Raw genomic sequence first — 19,333 nt, 5'->3', positions numbered from 1 at the left:
GTTGACCGTGGCCGCGAGGCCTGATCCGGGCTTAGGCCGAGATCGGGGTGCGCCAGTCGTCCGAGCCGGACGTGCCGGAGACTTCGTGCGTCCAGACGATCTTGCGGTAGGTGAAGTAGACGTCTTCCAGATGGGTGAAATGCGACATGTTCGGATCCTGGCAGTTGGGCATGCGCGACTGCACGTCGACGATGACTGCGTCTTCCAGTTCGATAGTGAAGTAGTGCTCCTGAGTACCGGTGGAGGATGTGCGGTACCACTCCAGGCGGCACTTGTTCAGGCGCTCGCCGGACGTCAGGGCATTGAAAATCAGCGGTGACGATTTGTCGAACACCTTGGTGATCATCAGCGGTTTATGCACGCGCTGGCCGGTAGGTTGGCCGGATTGCGGGTCGCGGGGGATGATGACCTGATGCTGGAAGGCCTGCACCAAAATCTGGTCTTCGTGTCCTTCCTGGAAAATATTGCCGACCGAGTCCTCGGTGAACGTGCCTGCAGTGATCAGGCCTTGCTTGGTGCCTTCGAGGGACAGATACGCGGGTGTTGGCATGAACGCTCTCCTTGCCTTGTTGAATGCCGGAATGGCTTGGCAACAAGTACAAGGGGCGTGCCAATTAGTAAAATATTCTAAATATCAATAGCTTGAAGGAATGGCCGTCGTCTGCTGAGGACTGATTGGGGGGCGGCTCACATTTAGCTGGGCAACTTTTTGCCGAGCCCTGCGCAAGGTTTGGCGCAAGTGGGCTTGAGCCCAGCCACCGCAGACCTTGCAGCAGGGGTAACCGGAGCTCGCGGCAACAGGATGCGCAGCATGTTGCGCAGGACGGGACTCAGGATGAGCAGCTGATTTCCAAGTGCTTGCCCCACTCCGGTGGGCGTTCGGCATAGTGCGCCATGCCCGGCTGCTCGTCGAAGGGGCGGCTGAGCACCTGATGCAGCTCACGCACGGGGTCATAGTCACCGGCTTCGGCCGCCTCGATTGCTTTTTGCGCCAGGTAATTGCGCAGGATGTACTTGGGATTGGCTGCGTGCATGCGTGCACGGCGCGCCTCATGATCGCCTCCCTCCTGTTCGCTACGCTGGCGGTAGGTGACGGCCCAATCATCGAAAGCTTTGATGTCGATGAAATCGTCGCGCAGCCGCGCCAAGGCCAGCTCTGCCGGGCTGTCTCCGAGTTCGCGGAAGAAGCGCGTGTAGTCGATGGCGCTGCTCTGCATCAATTGCAGCAAGCGCTGAATCAACGCTTTGTCACTGTCTTCGGCGGTCTTTAAGCCCAGCCGCTTGCGCATCAGGTCGAGCCACGCCGCTTCGTAGATCGGCAGGAACAGGTCCATGGTTGCGCGAAGTTGTTCGATGGGGATGAGGGGCGTCAGTGCCTGCGCCAACGCGGCGAGGTTCCAGTGCGCGACGGGCACCTGATTCTCGTAGGAATAGCGACCGGCGTGGTCGGAATGGTTGCAGATGAAGCGCGCGTCAAAATCGTCGAGGAAGGCGTAGGGTCCGAAGTCGAAAGTGATGCCGAGGATGGACATGTTGTCGGTGTTCATCACCCCGTGACAAAAGCCGTACGCCTGCCATCTGGCGACCATTTCAGCGGTGCGCTCCAGCACTTCGCGAAAGAAGGCGTGGTAGGGCTCCGGGTGCTCCAGGCACTGCGCAAAGTGGCTTTCGACGACATGATCGAGCAGTTTTTTCAGCTCGTCGTGCTGCTTGGTGTAGTAGAAAAATTCGAAGTGGCCGAAACGTACGTGGCTCGGCGCAAGGCGCATCAGCATCGCACCGCGCTCCGGGCGTTCTCGATAGACCGTCGAGTCAGAACCGGTCACGCAGAGCGCGCGGGAGCTGGGAATGCCCAGCGCATGCAGGTGTTCGCTGGCCAGGAACTCGCGGATCGAAGAACGCAGCACGGCACGGCCGTCACCCATGCGGGAGTAAGGCGTCATGCCGGCGCCTTTGAGGTGCAGATCCCAATGCTCGCCCGCCTCGTTGACCACCTCACCGAGCAGCAGACCACGGCCATCGCCAAGCTGCGGGTTATAGCTGCCGAACTGGTGGCCGGAATAGACCATCGCCCGCGGCTGCGCCGTGCTCCAGAGCTTGTGGCCGGCGAACAGCTCGGTGAACAGCGGATCGTCCTTGGTTGCCGGGTCGAGATCAAGCAAGGCCATGGCGGCTTCGCTGGCCACCACAAGTCGCGGCTGTTCCAACGGCTGCGGTGCGACCTCGGTGGAGAACACGTCGCCGAGTTGGGCGAAGCGATTGTCGAAATGCAGCTCGGTAAGCGTCTTCACAGCGGCTCCGGCAGTATGCGGGTGAGCGCCCGGTTACGGGCGCGCTCAGATGTTGGAGTGCCAGGCCGCCGGTGATGTTCCTCACGCCTGGCTGTCGGGTGGTGGCGCGCTTGGCTTGTCGTCGGTTTGATTCAACCGCGGTGCCGTACCCAGCTGCAGCACCTTGCCGTCAAGGTTCTTTAGGAACACATCGACCTGACGGAACGCGATATTGATACCCGCCTTCGAAAACTCGCGGTCAATGAAGCGGTTGATCTCATCGGTCGCCGGGTTGCGGTCGCCAAGGTCGCGCACGTGGATACGAAGCTCATGGTCCAGCGTGCTCTCGCCAAAGTTGAGAAACAGCACCAACGGTTCCGGGTCCTTGAGCACTCTCGGGTTTTCCTGGGCGGCTTTGTAGAGCAGTTTTCTGGCCATATCCAGATCCGAACCATAAGCCACGCCAACCTTGATCGTCACGCGGGTGATGGTGTCGCTCAGGGACCAGTTCACCAACTGGCTGGTGATGAAGGTCTTGTTTGGGACGATGATGTCTTTTCGGTCGAAGTCGGTAATGGTGGTAGCACGAATGCGAATCCGGCTGACCGTGCCTGAGAGATTGCCGATGGTCACCACATCGCCGATCCGCACCGGACGCTCGAAGAGGATGATCAGGCCGGAAATGAAGTTGGCGAAGATCTCCTGCATGCCGAAGCCCAGGCCAACCGAGAGCGCAGCCACCAGCCACTGCAATTTGTCCCAGCTGACGCCAAGCGTCGACAGGAAGGAGACGAAGCCGATGCCGGCCAGCAGATACGACAGCAGCGTCGTGGTGGCATAGGCGCTGCCCTGCGCCAGGTGCAGTTTTGATAACACCAGCACTTCCAGTAGACCCGGCAGGTTGCGCGCCACGGCTACCGTAATGGCGACGATCAGCAGAGCCCCAAGCAGGTTGTTAAGGGTGATGGCATTGGTCGTGGCGGTGTCGCCAGCACCACTGACGAATTCATAGAGCACGACGTTATCGAGATATGAGACCACGCTGATGAGATCCGCCCAGACCCAATAGAGCACCGCGAAGAAAAGGCCGAACATCGCCAGGCGGGTCAGGCGCAGGGACTGCTGGTTGACCTGTTCGATATCCAGCGCGGCGTCACCGGTTGACTCGCTGCTGTCCATTGCCTCGTCGGTCTGGGTTTCGCGCTTGGACAGCGCCCGCTGATAGGCGAGCCGTCGTGCGGCCACGGTCAGGCCGCGGATCAGCGTCGCTTCGATGACGATCCAGGCCAGCAGTAGATACAGCGTGTCGATCAAGCGCCCTGTCAGTTTCAGGGCCGTGTAGTAATAGCCAAAACCCACCACCAGAATCAGCGCCAGGGGCAACATGCTGAACAGCAGGCCAATGAAGCGCCGCACAGGCGGCGCGTTCTGGCTCGATGGGCCCTTGCGCAGCAGGCGCATCAGACGCCAGCTCATCAGCGCAAAACAGACCAGCACCACGACGATGCCGACCACGTCGTCGACCAGGCCGGCCGGTTGATGCTCGGCGATTGCCACCACGGCCACCAGCGCCATGACCACCAGGCCCAGTCGCCGGATTTCGTTGCGCAGGAAGGCCACTTGCGGCCGGAACCAGCCGAAGTGCGCCTCGGCGACGCGATTGGGCGAGAGCATGCGGTAGGCGCTGTAGAACACCAGCCAGGCCTGCGCCATTTGGTAGAACGCGGCACCCAGGCTGATGTTCTGCCCGCGACCGTCCATTTGCAGCAGGTAGCCGCACAGGGCGAGGAAGAGGGCCCCGGGCAATGCCAGCAGCAGGTTCAGGAGCAGCGCCAGGGGCGTGTGTAGCTGACTGTCATGGCGGAAATGACCGATGTCAGCGCTCAACGAATCGAGCTTGGCGTTGATCGCGTTGCGGCGCCAGAGCAGCAGGCCGATCAACAGCAACAGCGGTACGAAGAACAACGGTCGCTCGATCAGGCCCGCGCCTAGCGCACCGAATGCCGAGCTCCACGGCATGGCGCGTAGCTGGCGGTCGAGCAGCGTCGGCACGCTTTTGAACCAGTCCAGATCCAGTGGGCGATTGCTGGGAATCCAGAACATCTGCTCATCCAAGGTGTTGCGCAGAGCTTCTGCCTTGCTCTGTAGCTGGCGCTGATTCAACTGCAGCGTGATTGATTCGCTGAGCAGGGCGTTCAGCGAGTGGTTGAGCCGATCAAGTAGCTCGCTGCGGGTGCGAACCAACTCCAGCAGCGCACTGCGCAGCTCCGGCGTCACCTCTTCGGGGGGCTGGTTGGCGAGTTGCTGCTCGACATAGTCCTCGACGTTGTCCGCGGTTTCACGGCGCTGGTTCAGTTCGAACTGGTAGAGGCGAATGTCAGCGATCTCATCGGCCAGGTCTTTGTCCAGCGACAGCTGCGGCAGGGCCTGCTTCTGTTGGTAAAGAATCTTCGACAGCAGCAGGCTGCCTTCAAGTACGGCGATCTGCTCTTCCAAAGCCTGATCGGCCTGGTTGAGCGTGTCGAGCTGTTGTCGGGTCTGCAGATTTTGCTGGGTCAGGTCGTTGAGCCGCTCGGTGGCCCGTAAAAGGTAGCCAGACAAGCGCTTGTTCTCGGCGCTTTCAGCAGGCAACAGCTTGTCGGAGCCGGCCTTCTCGGCCTTCAGTGAAAACTCGGCAACCGTTTGTTCGGATTCTTCGCGCCGTTTGTCGTTGATGGCCGCCTGCAGCGCCATGGTTTCGCGTTCGGCGCGGGCGATCCGTTCGGACAGCAGGTCGCGGCGGGCAATGCCCAGATCCTGCAGCAGACTATTGCCGGCCAGCTCATTGCGGCGCAAGTCGATCTGGGCGTTGAGCGCGGATTTCTCCGCGGCAAGCAGGGCGCGGCGTTCATCACTCAGCGGCTTGCCGCCTTCACGGCCGGTCTTGAGCAGATTGTTGATCTCGTCGATCCGTGTCTGCGATTTGCTAATGTCGGCCTGGGCACGCTCGGGGCGGGTTTGCGCGCTGATGATCATGCTGTTGGCGGCGGTCAAGGCCGTTTGCCAGGTCGATAGCTCCTCTACGCGTTCTGCCAGTCGTTGCTCCAGGGCCGGCACCTTCAGCTTGGCCAGCCTATCGGCCAGGTCGCTGGTGTCGATGCCTTTGAGTTTGCTCAGCTCCCGCTGGGACTCGACAATTTCCTTCGGCGCACTGGCCAGTTCGGCCTTCAGTTCGGTCAACCGCTGTTGCGCGGTAGCGGCCTGCTCGGCAAGGCGTTGGGCGCGGTCGTCCGCGCTCGGCTGCGCGGGCTTCGCTTCTTCGGCGGCCGGTTTGGCGCCGGAAAGGCCGGGAATGGACTGGGCAAAGGACGAAGCGGGCGCGAAGGCGAGCAAGGTCGCCAGTAACAAGGTACGCAAGGGTGCCATGAACGTTATCGAGTGAAGAAAAGAGTGCGGAGTCTAAGGGCTGCAGGAGGCCGAGGCGAGTCCATAGATCGGAACGCTCTGGCGCGGGGCGTTGCGCTTGGGTAGCGATCAAAAATGCAGCGAGGGACCGGGTTTGTTGCCCTCGGGAAACTTCAGACCGACCTTGCGCACCCGGCCGTGCTCCATGGTCGCGATAGTCCAGGTCAGGCCATTCCACTCAATCTGATCGCCGGTGACCGGCTTGCCACCGACGCGCTCGGCCATGAATTCACCGATCGTCTGGTTGCCGGCGACATCGCCGAGTTTCAAACCGTACAGCGCCGCAAGGGCGCTCATTTCAGCCTCGCTTTCGAGGATGAAGTCACCAAAGAAGCGCATGTCTCGCCCGCGCTGCGGCGCCTCGCTGAACAGCTTGCCCAGCGCTGGGAGGTCTTCTTCGTGGCCGATGACGCAGAGGATGTCGTCCACCTGCAATCGGGTGCTACCGGAGGGGTGTAGCAGCGCTTTACCACGGAACAGCGCCGCGATACGCGTACCGGTGGGCATCTTCAGCTCACGCAGCGCGGCGCCGATGCACCACTTCTTGGCGGTCAGGCGATAGATGAAAAGTTCCCACTGGCTGGTGGTGTGAATCTGCAACCCGGCGCGGGAGATCGGCAGTGGCGAGGGCGGCACCTCGACCTTGGCCTTCTTCGCCGCCCAGGTCAGCGTGGTGCCTTGAAGCAGCAGCGAAACCAGCACGATGAAGAACGCCACGTTGAAGAACAGCTGGGCGTTTTCCAACCCGGCCATCAGCGGAAATACCGCGAGGATCACCGGCACTGCGCCGCGCAGGCCAATCCAGGATATGAAAAGACGCTCGCGCAAGTGGAAGCTGCGAAACGGTGCCAGGCCGATGAACACCGCCAATGGGCGGGCAAACAGGATCATCCACAGCGACAAGCCCAGCGCCGGCAGGGCGATGGGCAGCAGCTCGCTGGGTGTGAGCAGCAGGCCGAGCACGAGGAACATGCCGATCTGGCTGAGCCAGGCGAGGCCGTCGAACATGTGCAGGATGCCGTGGCGGTTGCGGATCGGCCGGTTGCCCAGCAGCAGGCCGCAGACATAGACCGCGAGAATGCCGCTGCCGCCGATGGCGCCGGACAGCGCATAGATCATGATGCCACCGGCCACCGCCAGCAGCGGATAAAGACCGTCCGCCACCGAAAGACGGTTGATCAGGTGCAGCAACAGCCAGCCACCGGACAGGCCGAGCAAGGTGCCGATGCCGAACTGTTGCAGCAGGCTGAGGAAGAAGCCCCAGCCGAACCCGGTCTGACCAGAGGCGAGCATGTCGATCAGCGCAACAGTCAGAAACATCGCCATGGGATCGTTGCTGCCCGACTCGATTTCCAGCGTCGAGCCGACCCGTTCGTTGAGCCCCCGGCCGTTGAGCAGGTTGAACACCACGGCAGCATCGGTGGAGCCCACGATGGCGCCGATCAACAGCCCCTGCATCAGCGGCAGATCGAACAGCCAGGCCGCGGCCAGGCCGGTCAGGCCTGAAGTCACCACGACACCTGCAGTCGCCAGCGAAAAGGCTGGCCAGAGCGCGACGCGGAAGGTGGCGGCGCGGGTGCGCATACCGCCGTCGAGCAGGATGATCGCGAGGGCCAAGTTGCTGATCAGGAAGGCCAGCGAATAGTCGTCGAAGACGATGCCGCCGATACCATCGACGCCTGCGAGCATGCCGACCGCGAGAAAGATGACAAGGATCGGCACGCCAAGGCGCGTCGACAGAGAGCTCATCAGTATGCTCGCCGCAACCAACAGGGCACCGACAAAGAACAGTTGGTTGATATGGCCGATATCCAAACGCGCGCTCCGAAGGTTAGTGCTGGCAAGCATGCAGGCTGCATGCCAGCGATTCTAACCCGCGGTTTTGACGTGCTGTCAAAAAAGCCCGACAGCGACGGGCGTTTCGAAGAGGGCGTAGCGCCGCAGCTAGGTGGCAGGCAAGTGGTGAGACGCCGACGTGCGCCAGTGCAGCGCATGTCGGGTGCTGGGTTAGAACCAGTTTTCCTGCATGGCCAGGCAGGTGTCGTCACGACCTGCCAGCAGATCCAGTTCGTGGTGGCAGCTCGGCACTTCCCAGGTCAGGAAGTAGCGTGCAGCCTGGAGCTTGCCGCGGTAGAAATCCACGTCCGCCTCGTTGCCCTTGGCCAGGCCTTGTTCTGCGCGAATCGCCTGTTCCAGCCAGCGCCAGCCAATCACCGCATGACCGAAGACTTTCAGGTACAGCGCCGAGTTGGCCAGTGCCTGGTTGATCTTGCCAGCCATCAGATCGCCGAGCAGGACCTGGGTGACCTCGGTCAGGCGCGTCAGAAGCTGTTCCAACGGCTGACGCAGCGCATCCAGCGAGCTGAACTCGCCAGCGCGCTTGCACGTACCCTGGATCAGACCGAGCAACTGGCGCAGCCCCGCGCCGCCGTTCTGCGTCAGCTTGCGTGCCAGCAGATCGAGCGACTGGATGCCGTGAGTGCCTTCGTGAATTGGATTGAGCCGGTTGTCACGGTAGTACTGTTCGACCGGGTATTCACGGGTGTAACCGTGGCCGCCGAGAATCTGGATCGCCATCTCGTTGGCCTTGAGGCAGAACTCCGACGGCCAGGACTTGACGATGGGCGTCAGCAGGTCCAGCAGCTCATGGGCATTTTTGCGCTCCTCCTCGGTTGCCGCAGTCTGCTCTTCGTCGACGATGCGCGCGGCATACAGGCCAAGATCGAAGGAGCCTTCGACGTAGGCTTTCTGCATCAGCAACATGCGCTTGATGTCGGTGTGCTGAATGATCGGCACCTGCGCCGACGCCGGGTTCTTGCCATCAGGCAGGCGGCCTTGCGGACGCTCACGGGCGTAATTCAGTGAGTACAGGTAACCGGCGTAACCGAGCATGATGGCGCCCATGCCGACCCCGATGCGCGCGTCATTCATCATCTGGAACATGTACGACAGGCCCTTGTGCGGCTCGCCTACCAGATAGCCGACGCAGTCGCCGTTGTCGCCGAAGTTCAATGCGGTCGAGGTGGTGCCGCGCCAGCCCATCTTGTGAAACAGCCCGGCGAGGATCACGTCGTTGCGCTTGCCCAGCGAGCCGTCATCGTTGACCAGAAACTTGGGCACGATGAACAGGCTGATGCCTTTCACGCCGGGCGGGGCGTCCGGCAGCTTGGCCAGGACCATGTGCACGATGTTCTCCGACAACGGATGATCGCCGCCGGAAATGAAGATCTTGTTGCCCTTCAGGCGATAGCTGCCGTCACCGGCTGGCTCGGCGCGGGTGCGCAGGTCGGACAGGGAAGAGCCGGCATGCGGTTCGGTCAGCGCCATGGTGCCAAAGAAGCGGCCTTCGAGCATCGGCTTGAGAAAGCGCTGCTTCTGCTCGTCACTGCCGAACACTTCGATCAGGTGCGAGGCGCCTATGGTCAGCATCGGGTAGGAAGAGGTGCCGATGTTGGCCGATTGGAAGTGCGCAAAGCAGGCACGCGACAGGAGGTTCGGCAGCTGCATGCCGCCGTCGTCGAAGCTGCGTGAAGCGTTGTGGAAACCGGCCTCGATGAACGCATCGACGGCAGGTTTCACTTCCGGGATCAGTACGGCTTCGCCGTCCTTGTAGATCGGCTCATTCTCGTCGGCCTTGCGGTTGTGCGGGGCGAAGAGGTTCTCGGCGATGCTGCGGGCGGTATCGATGGCCGCATCGAAGGTTTCGCGGCTGTGATCAGCGAAACGCTCACGCTGGGTCAGGCCTTCTGCGTCCAGCACTTCATAGAGTTCGAAGGCCAGGTTACGCGGGCAGAGCAGAGTCTCGGACATGGAAATTCCTCCGTTTACATGCACTCGAGTCTAAGGAGCCGGTGAGACGGCTGCCTAGCACCATACATTCGAGTGATGGGGCGACACAGCAGCGTCCTCTAGGGCTTGCCCTCGGCGGCCTCAGTGTGGTCTTGCGCAGAAATATTCGAGCAACTGGGCGAGATGACCATTACCGATGTCTGCGTCGATCAGGTGCTGTTCGGCCCGTGCCAGGTGTTCTTCAACATGCTGGCGAGCCGCCTCGGGGCCGAGCAGGGCTACCACCGTGCTTTTGCCCGCGTCTTTGCCGGAATCCTTGCCGATCTGTTGAGGGCTGAGCCCGTCGGACAAGTCATCAAGCAGCTGGAAGGCCAGCCCAAGCTCGGTGGCAAAACCGGTGAGATGGCGCATCTGGCTGGCGCTGGCGCCGGCCAGTAACGCAGCGGACTCCACCGCCGCCGTGAACAGCGGGCAGGTCTTCAGGCGATTGGTATGGGCGATGGCTTCCAGCGGGCGGGCGCGCTGCCCCTCGCGCAGGTCGTTAAATTGGCCGCGAACCAGGCCCTGCGCACCGGTGGCTTGCGACAGCAGGCGCACTAGATGATTGCGTGTCGACGCGTCGATGCCGGCGGTCGAGGCAGCTATGCTGAAGGCTTGGCTGAGCAGCGCGACCGAGCCCAGGACCGCGACATCCTCGCCGAACTGGCGGTGGATGGTCGGCCGGCCGCGGCGCAGCTCGGCGTTGTCCATGCACGGCATGTCATCAAGAAACAGTGACGCGGCATGCACCATTTCCAGGGCGCAGGCCAGGTCGAGCCCGGCATCAGACGCGGTCGTTTCCTGCTGCAGATCCCTGAGGGTCAACAGCAGCATCAGTGGACGGACGCGCTTGCCCGGCGCAAGGGTGCCTTCGCGCATGGCCGTGGCGATCGCATCCTGCGGGGGCGCTATCGGTAGCCACTGGCCTAGCCGTTCGTCAACCTGTGCACGCAGCGTACTGACTGTCTGTCCGAAGTCGTGTTGCGTGTCCGGCAAAGCGATGGCCATGACGACCTCCTGTATCGTTTTTCGTTAGATATCGTGACAATACCTGTACAGAGTGTATAAGTCTTGGCACTTTTAATGACCACTACCGTCCACATAAGGTCATCGAACGAGGCGCTGCATGACTAAAGAAACTATTGCGGAACGTAAGAACGACCATCTGGACATCGTTCTTGACCCGCGCCGCGCCTGTTCCGTAATTGATGCAGGCTACGCTGCTCTGACCTTCGAGCACTGTGCAGTTCCGGAGTTGCGTCTGGACGACATCGATATTCGTGCCTCGCTGTTCGGCCGGACCCTCTCGGCACCGTTGCTGATCAGCTCGATGACGGGCGGTGCGGCGCGGGCGACCCAGATCAATCGAAACCTGGCCGAGGCGGCGCAGGTTCTCGGCATCGCGCTGGGGGTGGGCTCGCAACGAATTGCGCTGGAGACCGATTCGGACCAGGGGCTGACCCGGCAGCTGCGTGAGCTGGCGCCCTCGATTCCATTGCTGGCCAACTTCGGAGCCGCCCAGCTGGTCGCAGGCTACGGGTTGGACGAGGCGCAGCGAGCCGTCGACATGATCGAGGCCGATGCGCTGATCATTCACCTCAACCCGCTGCAGGAAGCGGTGCAGGTAGGCGGTGATCGCAACTGGCAAGGTGTGTACGCCGCACTCGAAGCACTGGCCTCGCGCTTGCCGGTGCCGTTGGTGGCGAAGGAGGTCGGTGCGGGTATTTCGCCAAGCGTGGCGCAGCGATTGCTCGATGCCGGCGTGTCGGTAATCGACGTTGCGGGTGCCGGCGGTACCAGCTGGGCTGCTGTAGAGGCCGAACGAACCCTGGATCCGCAACAGCGCTCTATCGCCAAGGCATTTACCGGCTGGGGCATACCCAGCGCGCAGGCGATCTTGAACGTTCGCCGCGCCTGCCCGGACGCGCAGCTCATCGCTTCAGGGGGCATTCGGGACGGCATTGATGCGGCCAAGGCGATCCGCCTCGGCGCCAATCTGGTGGGCCAGGCCGCCGGCGTGCTGGACGCAGCGCTGATCGGGCCGGAAGCCGTGGTCGCGCATTTCCTGGTGTTGATCGAGCAACTGCGCATCGCCTGCTTCTGCACCGGTTCGGCCAGTCTGGCGGCACTGGCCAAGGCGCCGCTACTGGCACCGTTCGACCCATCGACGCTGTGATGCACAGGCACGACTTCCAATCGGCCGACCGGCGAGGTTCGCTTCAATGACTCATTTCGCCGTGATCGGGCCGGCGTTTCACAGCCATATGCGGGCCATGGAGGCCGTCGCCGGCGAGCTGCTGAGGCGCGGGCACCGGGTGACGGTCGTGCAGCAGGCCGATGTTGCCGCGATGCTGCGCGACCCTCGGCTAGGTTTTGCCCAGGTCGGCACGGGCTCGCATCCGCCAGGCTCACTTCAGGCCGTGATCGACCGTGCCGCGCGGCCTGGGGGACCCTGGGGTATACGCCGGGTCATTGCCGATATGGCCTCGGCGACCGATATGTACTGCCGAGAGGCGCCAGCTGTGCTTCGCGCCATCGGTGCAGACTGCATCATCGCCGACCAGATGGAGCCGGCCGGTGGGCTTGTGGCCGAGTATCTTGGGCTGCCGCTCGTGTCGGTAGCCTGTGCATTGCCAGTCAATCGCGAAGCGCTGGTGCCGCTGCCGGTCATGCCCTGGCGCTATCGCCCCACGCCCTGGGGCGAGCAGCTGAACTTGCACAGTAGCGGTGTGTATGACCATGCCATGCAGGCGCATGCCAGGGTCATCGCCCGCCATGCGGCAGCGTTTGGTCTGCCGCCTCGCCAACGCCTCGATGAATGCCTGTCGCCGCTGCTGCAGCTGAGCCAGACGACCCCCGGTTTCGATTTTCCGCGCAACGCACTACCTGAACATTTTCATGGCATCGGCCCGCTGCGTTCTACGCTTGCCGGCGAGCCACCGATGGATATTCCGGTCGCACCCGGCAGGCCATTTCTGTTCGCCTCGCTGGGTACCCTGCAGGGCGATCGCTTCGGCCTGTTCCGGCGCATCGCTGCAGCCTGTCGCGAGCTGGATGTTCAGCTCTTGATCGCCCACTGCGGTCGTCTGAATGCCTCGCAAGAGCGACGACTGCTCGAGGTCGGCGCCAGTTGGGTCACCGATTTCGCGCCCCAGCGTGCGGTGCTGGCGCGAGCGGATGTCGTGATCACCCATGCCGGGCTCAACACCGTGCTCGACGCGCTGGAAGCCGGGGTGCCGAGCCTGGTATTGCCGATTGCTTTCGATCAGCCCGGCGTGGCGGCTAGGGTGGTACATGCCGGTGTGGGCTTGAAGCTTGACCCGCGCTTGGCCAGTCGTCGACGCATTGTGCAGCGGTTGCGGCGACTGTTACGCGAGCCCGGCTTTGCACAGCGTGCCAGGGTGCTGGGTGACGAGGTCCGCGCGGCCGGCGGGGCGGTGCGGGCGGCGCAATTGATCGAGGCGGCGCTTGACGCTGAAGCACTCGGCTTGCAGAGGGCTGAACATGGCTGATGCCGATCTGATCCTGGTCGGTGGGGGGCTGGCCAACGGGTTGCTGGCCCTGCGCTTGCGCCAGGCGCGTCCGGATTTGCGATTGCTGATTATCGAACAGGGCGCAACCCTCGGCGGCAACCATACCTGGTCCTTTCACGAGCACGATCTAGCGTGTGCTCAGCAGGCCTGGCTGGAGCCGCTGGTGGGTCATCGCTGGCCCGGCTATGAAGTGATTTTTCCGGGTCTACAGCGCCGGCTAGGCAGTGGCTACGCCAGCCTCTTTTCTGATCGCTTTCATCAGCTGCTGATGTCTGAGCTGGCAGACGGCGTGCGCCTGAACACGGTCGTCACCCGCGTTGAGCCGCGACAGGTACGACTCGGTTCCGGCAGGGTATTACGGGCCGGTGCGGTGATTGATGGGCGCGGTGTGCGCCAGACCGATCAGTTGGCGCTGGGCTTTCAGAAATTTCTCGGTCAGGAACTGCGGCTGCACGAGCCGCATGGCTTGCTGGAACCGATCATCATGGACGCCAGCGTCGCCCAGCAGGATGGCTACCGGTTCGTCTATGTGTTGCCGCTCAGCACCGACACTCTGTTGATCGAGGACACCTATTACGCGGACGGCGATGCCGTTGCGCCGGGCACCTTGCGAGACAACATCCGGCGCTACGCCGAGGCACGCGACTGGCGCATCGCCGAGACGTTGCGCGAAGAGCAGGGCGTGTTACCCATCGTGCTGTCCGGCGACCTGCAGGCGTTCTGGGAAGAAGCCCGCGGCGTGCCGCAGACGGGCCTGTCTGCCGCCTTGTTTCATCCCACGACCGGCTATTCGCTGCCCGATGCGGTGCGGCTGGCGGATCATCTGGTCGCGCTGGATCGCTGGGATGTCGACAGCCTGTTCGCGGCGATTCGCGACTATTCGATGCTGCAGTGGCGGCAGCGCGGATTCTTCCGCCTGCTCAATCGCATGCTGTTCATGGCGGGGCCGGCGGATCGCCGCTGGGCAGTCATGCAGCGCTTCTACGGTTTGCGGGAATCGCTGATCCAGCGTTTCTATGCCGCACACCTGACGACCTGGGACCGCTTGCGCATTGTCTCGGGCAAACCTCCCGTGCCGGTGCGCGAAGCGCTGCGAGCGCTTGCCGCCGGCAATCTGCACCACAAGGAAAAACGATGAACGAGGCAACTGGCGTTGTGAAGCGGGCGGTGGTGATTGGAGCCGGGTTCGGCGGATTGGCGCTGGCCATTCGGTTACAACGCGCCGGCATCCAGACCACGGTGCTGGAAAAGCGCGACAAGCCGGGCGGCCGCGCCTACGTCTATCACGACCAGGGCTTCACCTTCGATGCGGGGCCGACGGTCATCACCGATCCGCCTGCGCTGGAAGAGCTATTCACCGGCGCTGGCAAACGCATGGCCGATTACGTCGAACTGCTGCCGGTCAGTCCCTTCTACCGGCTGTGCTGGGAAGATGGCTACAGCTTCGATTACGTCAACGACCAGGCCGAGCTGGACAAACAGATCCATGCGCTGAACCCGAAGGATGTTGCCGGCTACCAGCGCTTTCTCGCCTATTCACGTGCGGTGTACGAGGAGGGATACGTCAAGCTCGGCACCGTGCCCTTCCTGTCCTTTCGCAGCATGATTGGCGTCGCGCCGCAGCTGGCCAAACTGCAGGCCTGGCGCAACGTGTACAGCATGGTGTCGAGCTTCGTGGAGAACGAACGCCTGCGCCAGGCCCTGTCGTTTCACTCCCTGCTGGTGGGCGGCAACCCGTTCGAAACCTCGTCCATTTACGCATTGATCCACGCGCTGGAGCGGCAGGGGGGCGTCTGGTTTCCACGCGGTGGCACTGGGGCGCTGGTACAGGGGATGGTCAGGCTGTTCGAAGACCTGGGCGGCAAGCTCGAGCTGAACGCCGAGGTCGCGAGTATCGAGCTTTCCGGTGGGCTGGCAAGGACCGTGGTCACCTGGGACGGGCGCCGCTTCGTCACCGATGCGGTGGCGTCGAATGCCGATGTGGTGAATACCTACAAGCAGCTGCTCGGGCATGAACAGCGTGGTCGCGACGAAGCCAAACGGCTTTCCGGCAAGCGCTTTTCCATGTCGTTGTTCGTGATCCATTTCGGCCTCAAGCGCCGTCACGAACACCTGCAGCACCACACGGTGTGCTTCGGGCCGCGCTACCGCGAACTGATCGATGAGATTTTCAAGCGCGAGACCCTGGCTGACGACTTCTCGCTCTACCTGCACGCGCCTTGCGTCACCGATCCGTCGCTGGCGCCTGAAGGCTGTGCCAGTCATTACGTGCTGGCGCCGGTGCCTCACCTGGGCACGGCCGACATCGACTGGGCCGTGGAGGGACCAAAGTACCGCGACCGGATCTTCGAATACCTCGAACGTCACTACATTCCCGGGCTGCGCGAGGATTTGGTCACGCACAGGATCTTTACCCCGTTCGATTTTCGCGACGAGCTCAACGCCCATCTCGGCTCGGCGTTTTCGCTGGAACCGATCCTCACCCAGAGCGCCTGGTTCCGCACGCACAACCGTGATGACGTGATTCCCAACCTCTACATCGTCGGTGCCGGTACGCATCCCGGCGCGGGTGTGCCGGGCGTGGTGGGGTCGGCCAAGGCCACGGCCGGCCTGATGTTGGAGGATCTTTCCGGATGAACGATCAGGTAATTGACCACTCGACTCAGGCGATCAACGTTGGCTCCAAGAGTTTTGCGTCGGCGGCCAAGCTGTTCGACGAGCGCACCCGTCAGAGTGCGGTGATGCTCTATGCGTGGTGCCGGCATTGCGACGATGTCATCGATGGTCAGACCCTCGGGCACGGCCAGGTGGAAGGCGATCGCTCCACCGGAGAAGCGCGCCTGGCCGAGCTGGTGGACCTGACCGAGCGAGCCTATGCAGGCGAGCCGATGCGCGATCCGGCATTCGCGGCGTTCCAGCAGGTCATTCAACGCCACCAGATTCCGCGAGAGTACCCCTTGGAGCATCTGGCGGGCTTCCGCATGGATGTGCAGGACTACCGCTATCAGACCCTCGACGACACGCTGCTGTACTGCTACCGCGTCGCCGGGGTAGTGGGCTTGATGATGGCCAAAGTAATGGGTGCCGAAGCGGAGGCGACGCTAGACCGAGCTTGCGATTTGGGGATGGCGTTCCAGCTGACCAATATCGCCCGCGATATCGTCGAGGATGCGGAGATTGGTCGCGTCTATCTGCCGGCCGACTGGCTCGCGGAAGCGGGTATCCCGGCTGAGGCGATTGGCCTGCCATACAACCGACCCGCGCTGGCGCTGCTGGCGGCCCGTCTGGTTGATCTGGCCGAGCCTTACTACCGGTCGGCCTCGCAGGGTTTGCGCGACCTGCCACTGCGTTCGGCCTGGTCCATTGCCACGGCGCACGGCGTCTATCGGCAAATCGGTGTGGAAGTGAAAGCGCGCGGCGCGGCGGCCTGGGACACGCGCGTGTCGACGACCAGCGCGCAGAAGTTGCAGTTTCTACTGGGTGGGGGAATGCTGGCGCTGGCTTCGCGCAAGATGCCGCTCACGCCGCGTCCTGATTCCCTCTGGACGCGTCCTCGTCGGGCTTAGCCGTGGTTTTGCGCAACGGCCCGTCATGCAGCTCTCGCAGCTGCTGTCTGAGCACGGGTAGCGGCGGCGCATAAAGGAAACCGAAGGACACGCAGCGTTCCTTGCCGTCTACCGCATGATGCAGGCGATGTGCCTGGTACAGACGCTTGAGGTAGCCATTGCGCGGTACGAAGCGCAGCGGCCAGCGGTGATGCACCAGCCCGTCATGGGCGACGAAGTAGAGAAAGCCGTAGGCCGTCATCCCGGCGCCGATCCATTCCAGCGGGTGATAGCCCGCAGTGCCCAGCGCGATCAGCAGTATCGCGACGCCAGCAAACACCACCGCATACAGATCGTTCTTCTCGAACCAGCCGTTGCGCGGCTCGTGGTGCGACTTGTGCCAGCCCCAGCCCCAGCCATGCATCACGTACTTGTGCGCCCACCAGGCAAACAGCTCCATGCCGGCCAGGGTGGCTAGAAATACCAGTGTGTTAGTCAGCACGGTCATATCCGATCCGTTCATCTGCAGGTCGCGCCAGTTTACGCGCTACGTCGCCGTAATGGACCCAGCCCCGACGCCTGGCGCTGCCTTGATTGTCGCCTAACTTTTCCAGCCGGATGCAAGCGCCTCGGTCAGCTGGGCCGCCGGGATCGGCTGACAACCGCTGACGTTCTGCCCGGCCCACAGCGGTGAGAAGTGATCAAGGCCTTGAGGCTCAGCGGCGGCGCGCAAACTGCCGATAGCATTGCCTGCCAGTGGAAACGCCGGTACGGCGTCTGGCCGAGCGCCCAGTTCGCGGATCAGGCGATTGACGATGCCCCGCGCTGGCCGTCCGGAGAACAAAGTGGTCAGTACGGTGTGCTCGGCAGCAGTGCTCTGCAAGGCCTGGCGGTGCAGCGGACTGGCGCGGCTTTCGTCGCACAGCAGATAAGCGGTGCCGACCTGCACTCCCGCTGCGCCAAGCGCCTGTGCGGCGGATACGCAGCGGGCACTCGCAACCCCGCCGGCCGCGATCACCGGCACGTCCAGCGTGGCAACCAGTTGCGGCAGCAAGGCAAAGGTGCCGAGCTGCCCGTTGATGTCTTCGCTGAGAAACATGCCGCGATGTCCGCCGGCTTCTACACCCTGAGCGATCACCGCGTCGACGCCTTGCGCCTGCAGCCAGCGGCCTTCTTCCAGCGTTGTGGCGCTGGAGAGGATCTTCGCACCGGTTGCTTTGACCCTTTTCAACAGTTCTGGCGCTGGCAGGCCGAAATGAAAGCTGACCACCGGCGGACGATGCCGCTCCACCACTTCCGCCATTGCAGCATCGAACGGCTTGCGGGTTGCGCCACCGGGGATACTCGTCGGGTCGATGGCGAATTCTTTCAAGAAAGGCGCCAGCGCTGCCAGCCAAGCCTCCGTTCGTGCGGCGTCGTCGGCAGGCGTCTGATGACAGAAGAAATTCACGTTGTAGGGTTTGCGCGTCAGTGCTGCGATAGCGGCCAGCTCGGCATCAAGCGCCTCTGCATTGAGCATGCCTGCCGGAATCGAACCCAGCCCGCCGGCATTGGACACTGCGGCCGCGAGCTGATGGTTCTGCGAGCCGGCCATCGGCGCCTGGATGACGGGCAAGTTGATCGCGAGGAGGGCGCGGATATCCATCATGATTCCTTTATCGGCTGGGTGAAGCTGCTGACTGTAGCAGCCGTTTGTCATGGATTCGTCATGCGGGTGGACTCTAACCTTAGCGGCCCCTGCGAATCGCCGCGCTGCGCAGTTAAACTGTGCGCAATTCAGGAGTGCCCGATGAACTACCGCCACGCTTTCCATGCCGGCAATCATGCCGACGTCTTCAAACACCTCGTATTGTCCCGTCTGTTCGCCATGCTGGCGCGCAAGGAGGCGCCGTTCGCCTACCTCGACAGCCACGCGGGCGTCGGCCTGTATGACCTCGCGGGCGATCAGGCCAGCCGCACCGGCGAATGGCTGCAAGGCATCGCACGCCTGTGGCAGGCAGAGGATGTGCCGGCTATGGCGCAGGGCTATCTGGACGTGATTCGTGCACTCAATCCCGACGGCACCCTGCGTTACTACCCCGGCTCACCGGAGCTGGCACGACAGCTGACGCGCCCGCAGGATCACCTGCAGCTCAACGAAAAGCACCCGGAAGATGGCCGCCTGCTGAAAGACAACATGGCAGGCGACCGCCGTGTGGCGGTGCACCTGGGCGAGGGTTGGTACGTGCCGCGCGCCTTGATGCCGACCGCCGAAAAGCGCGTTGTCCTGCTCATCGACCCGCCTTTCGAGCAGGCCGACGAGCTGAGCCGCTGCGTGACGGCCTTGAAAGAAGCGCTCGGACGCATGCGCCAGACTATCGGTGTGATCTGGTACCCGATCAAGGATGAGCGGCAGCTCAAGCGCTTCTATCAGGACCTTTCACGTAGCGGTGCACCCAAATTGCTGCGCGCTGAGCTGTACGTCCACCCCACCGACGAGGCGCTGCGGCTGAACGGCTCGGGTCTTGCGATCAGCAATCCGCCATGGGGGCTGGAAGAGGAGTTGCGCGAGCTGCTGCCTTGGCTGGCCAAACTGCTCGGTCAGAGCGAAGGTGGCTGGCGCCTGGACTGGTTGATCGAAGAGGCCTGACGCGGCGTGAGCCCCGCCTAGGAAAGCGTCCACAGTTCGTAGGGTGGATCGGTGCAGCGTGATCCACCCTACGAAAAGGTTCTG

14 protein-coding genes are annotated in these 19,333 nt (G+C 62.8%); 6 read left to right on the top strand and 8 right to left on the bottom strand.

What is annotated here, in order from left to right; genetic code table 11:
* Positions 1 to 31: 31 nt before the first annotated feature.
* From AAGW23_RS01130 to AAGW23_RS01105, 6 genes are all read right to left on the bottom strand, one after another.
* Entirely contained in the window at positions 32 to 550 is a 519-nt protein-coding gene (locus AAGW23_RS01130; protein ID WP_019339876.1) for an Hcp family type VI secretion system effector, read from the bottom strand.
* 280 nt (positions 551 to 830) lie between these two features.
* Complete coding sequence (gene selO / locus AAGW23_RS01125; RefSeq protein WP_342404503.1) at positions 831 to 2,291, bottom strand: protein adenylyltransferase SelO; 1,461 nt, start codon at positions 2,289 to 2,291, stop codon at positions 831 to 833.
* A gap of 81 nt (positions 2,292 to 2,372) precedes the next feature.
* Positions 2,373 to 5,675: a mechanosensitive channel MscK gene (gene mscK / locus AAGW23_RS01120; protein WP_342404502.1), complete on the bottom strand. Its 3,303-nt coding sequence runs from the start codon at positions 5,673 to 5,675 to the stop codon at positions 2,373 to 2,375.
* 108 nt (positions 5,676 to 5,783) lie between these two features.
* Complete coding sequence (locus AAGW23_RS01115; protein WP_342404501.1) at positions 5,784 to 7,529, bottom strand: potassium/proton antiporter; 1,746 nt, start codon at positions 7,527 to 7,529, stop codon at positions 5,784 to 5,786.
* A gap of 192 nt (positions 7,530 to 7,721) precedes the next feature.
* Positions 7,722 to 9,524 (bottom strand): acyl-CoA dehydrogenase, encoded by a 1,803-nt coding sequence (locus AAGW23_RS01110; protein ID WP_342404500.1) that lies wholly within the window; start codon positions 9,522 to 9,524, stop codon positions 7,722 to 7,724.
* A gap of 120 nt (positions 9,525 to 9,644) precedes the next feature.
* The gene (locus tag AAGW23_RS01105; RefSeq protein WP_342404498.1) at positions 9,645 to 10,550 is read right to left on the bottom strand and encodes a polyprenyl synthetase family protein; all 906 of its coding nucleotides are present in this window, start codon (positions 10,548 to 10,550) and stop codon (positions 9,645 to 9,647) included.
* Positions 10,551 to 10,668: 118 nt separating this feature from the next.
* Here AAGW23_RS01105 and fni point away from each other — a divergent pair, with 118 nt between their 5' ends.
* Genes fni through AAGW23_RS01080 form a run of 5 tightly spaced genes read left to right on the top strand, consistent with a single transcriptional unit; the run spans position 10,669 to position 16,641 of the window.
* Positions 10,669 to 11,718 carry a type 2 isopentenyl-diphosphate Delta-isomerase gene (fni, locus tag AAGW23_RS01100; RefSeq protein ID WP_342404497.1) on the top strand — a complete coding sequence of 350 codons (1,050 nt, stop codon included), beginning with the start codon at positions 10,669 to 10,671 and terminating at the stop codon, positions 11,716 to 11,718.
* A 46-nt stretch (positions 11,719 to 11,764) separates the two neighbouring features.
* On the top strand, positions 11,765 to 13,054 hold the full coding sequence (locus AAGW23_RS01095; protein ID WP_342404495.1) for a glycosyltransferase: 1,290 nt from the start codon (positions 11,765 to 11,767) through the stop codon (positions 13,052 to 13,054).
* Positions 13,047 to 14,213: a lycopene beta-cyclase CrtY gene (gene crtY, locus AAGW23_RS01090; protein ID WP_342404494.1), complete on the top strand. Its 1,167-nt coding sequence runs from the start codon at positions 13,047 to 13,049 to the stop codon at positions 14,211 to 14,213. Before AAGW23_RS01095 ends, crtY begins: the two co-directional genes overlap by 8 nt.
* Positions 14,210 to 15,712: a phytoene desaturase gene (locus AAGW23_RS01085; protein WP_148925383.1), complete on the top strand. Its 1,503-nt coding sequence runs from the start codon at positions 14,210 to 14,212 to the stop codon at positions 15,710 to 15,712. Before crtY ends, AAGW23_RS01085 begins: the two co-directional genes overlap by 4 nt.
* Positions 15,709 to 16,641: a phytoene/squalene synthase family protein gene (locus AAGW23_RS01080; protein ID WP_342404493.1), complete on the top strand. Its 933-nt coding sequence runs from the start codon at positions 15,709 to 15,711 to the stop codon at positions 16,639 to 16,641. Before AAGW23_RS01085 ends, AAGW23_RS01080 begins: the two co-directional genes overlap by 4 nt.
* Here the strand turns inward: AAGW23_RS01080 and AAGW23_RS01075 are convergent.
* Both AAGW23_RS01075 and AAGW23_RS01070 read right to left on the bottom strand, forming a co-directional pair.
* Positions 16,595 to 17,128 carry a sterol desaturase family protein gene (locus tag AAGW23_RS01075; RefSeq protein ID WP_342404492.1) on the bottom strand — a complete coding sequence of 178 codons (534 nt, stop codon included), beginning with the start codon at positions 17,126 to 17,128 and terminating at the stop codon, positions 16,595 to 16,597. The two genes, AAGW23_RS01080 and AAGW23_RS01075, sit on opposite strands and share 47 nt — an antisense overlap.
* A 93-nt stretch (positions 17,129 to 17,221) precedes the next feature.
* Positions 17,222 to 18,265, bottom strand: coding sequence for a nitronate monooxygenase (locus tag AAGW23_RS01070; RefSeq protein ID WP_342404490.1), 1,044 nt, complete (start codon positions 18,263 to 18,265; stop codon positions 17,222 to 17,224).
* Between the two features lie 144 nt (positions 18,266 to 18,409).
* On the opposite strand from AAGW23_RS01070, the gene AAGW23_RS01065 reads away from it, so the two are divergent.
* Complete coding sequence (locus AAGW23_RS01065) at positions 18,410 to 19,249, top strand: 23S rRNA (adenine(2030)-N(6))-methyltransferase RlmJ (RefSeq protein ID WP_342404489.1); 840 nt, start codon at positions 18,410 to 18,412, stop codon at positions 19,247 to 19,249.
* Positions 19,250 to 19,333 lie beyond the last annotated feature (84 nt).

It is taken from the genome of Stutzerimonas chloritidismutans (genome assembly GCF_038562055.1).
Lineage (GTDB): Bacteria > Pseudomonadota > Gammaproteobacteria > Pseudomonadales > Pseudomonadaceae > Stutzerimonas > Stutzerimonas chloritidismutans_A.
This window is presented reverse-complemented; position numbering and strand designations above follow the sequence as displayed.